Below are 2,293 nucleotides of genomic sequence, written 5' to 3'. Positions count from 1 at the left end.
GTTCAGATGCCGTTCGGCTGCCGGATGGGTATCTGCCAGACATGTGTGGTGCCGTTGACTTCAGGGCATGTCATCGACCTGCGTTCCGGTAAGGAACACAGCGAGGGCGACCGCGTCCAGACGTGCATTTCCGCAGCTGCGGGCGACTGCACATTGGAACTGTAGGTCTGTTTCTCGCACACTGCCTTCTCAGACTGTTCGGTTACGCTTACGTAGGTTGCCCACGTCGAAACCCGATATTTCGGGCACTGCACTCAACTGTTGGAGGACCCGGTGGCCATCACCGACATCAAAGAGTTCGCTCATCTCAGCGAAGCGGACATGGAAGCGTTCGGTCGCGAACTGGATTCGATTCGTCGAGACGTCGAAGACAGCCGTGGCGAGCGCGATGCCGCATACATCCGTCGGACCATCAGACTGCAGAGGTTGCTGGAGCTCGGCGGCCGCGCGGTGCTGCTCGGCAGCAAGTATCGGCCGGCGTGGATCGCCGGCACAGCGATGCTCAGTGTCGCCAAGATCATCGAGAACATGGAGCTCGGTCACAATGTGATGCACGGGCAATGGGACTGGATGAACGATCCGGAGATCCATTCCACCTCGTGGGAGTGGGACCAGACCGGGCCGTCCGAGCAGTGGAAGCGAGCCCACAACTACTCGCACCACACCTACACCAACATCGTCGGCATGGACGACGACATCGGCTTCGGCATTCTGCGCATGACCCGTGACGAGCCGTGGAAGCCGATCAATCTCGTTCAGCCGCTTGCCAACATCGTGCTGGCCACCACCTTCGAGTGGGGCATCGCGCTGCACGATTACGACGCGCAGAAGCAGCTGGACGGCGAGGACCAGAAGGGTCTGCTGAAGTCTCCGGCGAGCCGAGCCTTCGCGCGCAAGATCGCCAAGCAGGTCGGCAAGGATTTCGTCCTGTTCCCAGCACTGTCCGGCCCGGCCTGGAAGTCCACGTTGACCGCCAACGCGACGGCCAACCTGGTCCGTAATCTGTGGGCCTACGCGGTGATCTTCTGCGGTCACTTCCCCGACGGCGCCGAGAAGTTCACGATCGGGCAGTTCGAGACCGAGACACGCCCCGAGTGGTACCTGCGTCAGATGCTGGGTAGTGCCAATTTCGAGGCCGGTCCGGTCATGGCCTTCATGAGCGGCAACCTCTGCTACCAGATCGAGCACCACATGTTCCCGGATCTGCCGAGCAACAGGTACTCGGAGATCGCCGAGAAGGTGCACGCTCTGTGCGAGAAGTACGATCTGCCGTACACCACAGGATCACTCGGCAAGCAGTACTTGCTGGCGCTGCGGACCATCCACAAGCTGTCGCTGCCCGACTCGTGGCTGCGCGCCACGTCCGACAACGCTCCCGAGACGTCGTCCGAGCGACGATGGCGGGAGGGCGATTCGCCTACCGTCCACGCGCTTCGAATCGATCCGCTCACCGGGCAGCGCCGAGGTCTGCGTTCGGCAATGCAAGAGGCACGCGTGAGCTTGCGCAACGCCAAGAAGGAAGCCAAGCGTCAGGCCAAGAGCCTGCGTCGCTCGGGTGACCGCGTTTCGTTGTGAATCGTCACACAGATTTCCGCCACTAACCTACGGAACCGTAACTTACGATACGGTAGGTGACGGAATTGCACATGGCCTGATAACGCGAGCTGTGTGTTCACGACTGCCAGGAGGTTGTATCCCATGGCGATTACGGACGTCAAAGAATACGCGCATCTGACCGATGCCGACATCGAGGCGTTGGGCCACGAGCTCGACTCCATCCGACGTGACATCGAAGCGTCCCGCGGCGAACGCGATGCCCGGTACGTCAAGAACACGATCCGCCTGCAGCGATCCCTCGACATCGGTGGCCGGGCCGTGCTTTTCGCCAGCCGCAAGCGTCCCGCTTGGCTGGTCGGCACCGCCATGCTCGGGGTCGCGAAGATCATCGAGAACATGGAGCTCGGCCACAACGTCATGCACGGCCAGTGGGACTGGATGAACGACCCGGAGATCCACTCCACGTCGTGGGAGTGGGACAACACGGGCCCGTCGGCTCACTGGAAGCAGACGCACAACTACATCCACCACAAGTACACCAACGTGCTCGGCATGGACGACGACGTCGGCTACGGTCTGCTCCGCGTCACCCGCGATCAGCGGTGGAAGCCCTTCAACATCGGCAACCCCGTCTACAACCTGCTGCTGCAGTTGTTCTTCGAGTACGGAGTGGCGCTTCAGCACCTCGAACTGGGCAAGGTCGCCAAGGGTCGAGTGCCCCGCGAGGAATTCGAGC

Annotated in this window: 3 protein-coding genes; all 3 read left to right on the top strand. The window is 61.6% G+C overall.

Annotation, left to right across the window (positions count from 1 at the left end):
- Positions 1–165 (top strand): 2Fe-2S iron-sulfur cluster-binding protein (locus A2J02_RS27015; RefSeq protein WP_156516033.1); only part of this gene is annotated, 165 nt, incomplete at its 5' end.
- A gap of 108 nt (positions 166–273) precedes the next feature.
- Positions 274–1,575: a fatty acid desaturase family protein gene (locus tag A2J02_RS01145; RefSeq protein ID WP_068045660.1), complete on the top strand. Its 1,302-nt coding sequence runs from the start codon at positions 274–276 to the stop codon at positions 1,573–1,575.
- A 123-nt stretch (positions 1,576–1,698) separates the two neighbouring features.
- Positions 1,699–2,293, top strand: a 595-nt coding sequence (locus tag A2J02_RS01140) for a fatty acid desaturase family protein (RefSeq protein WP_442971437.1), incomplete at its 3' end; no start/stop codon positions are given.

The sequence above is a fragment of the Rhodococcus sp. EPR-147 genome, from assembly GCF_001647185.1.
Lineage (GTDB): Bacteria > Actinomycetota > Actinomycetes > Mycobacteriales > Mycobacteriaceae > Rhodococcoides.
Note: the sequence above shows the minus strand (reverse complement) of the source record. Positions and strands in the feature narration are given on the sequence as shown.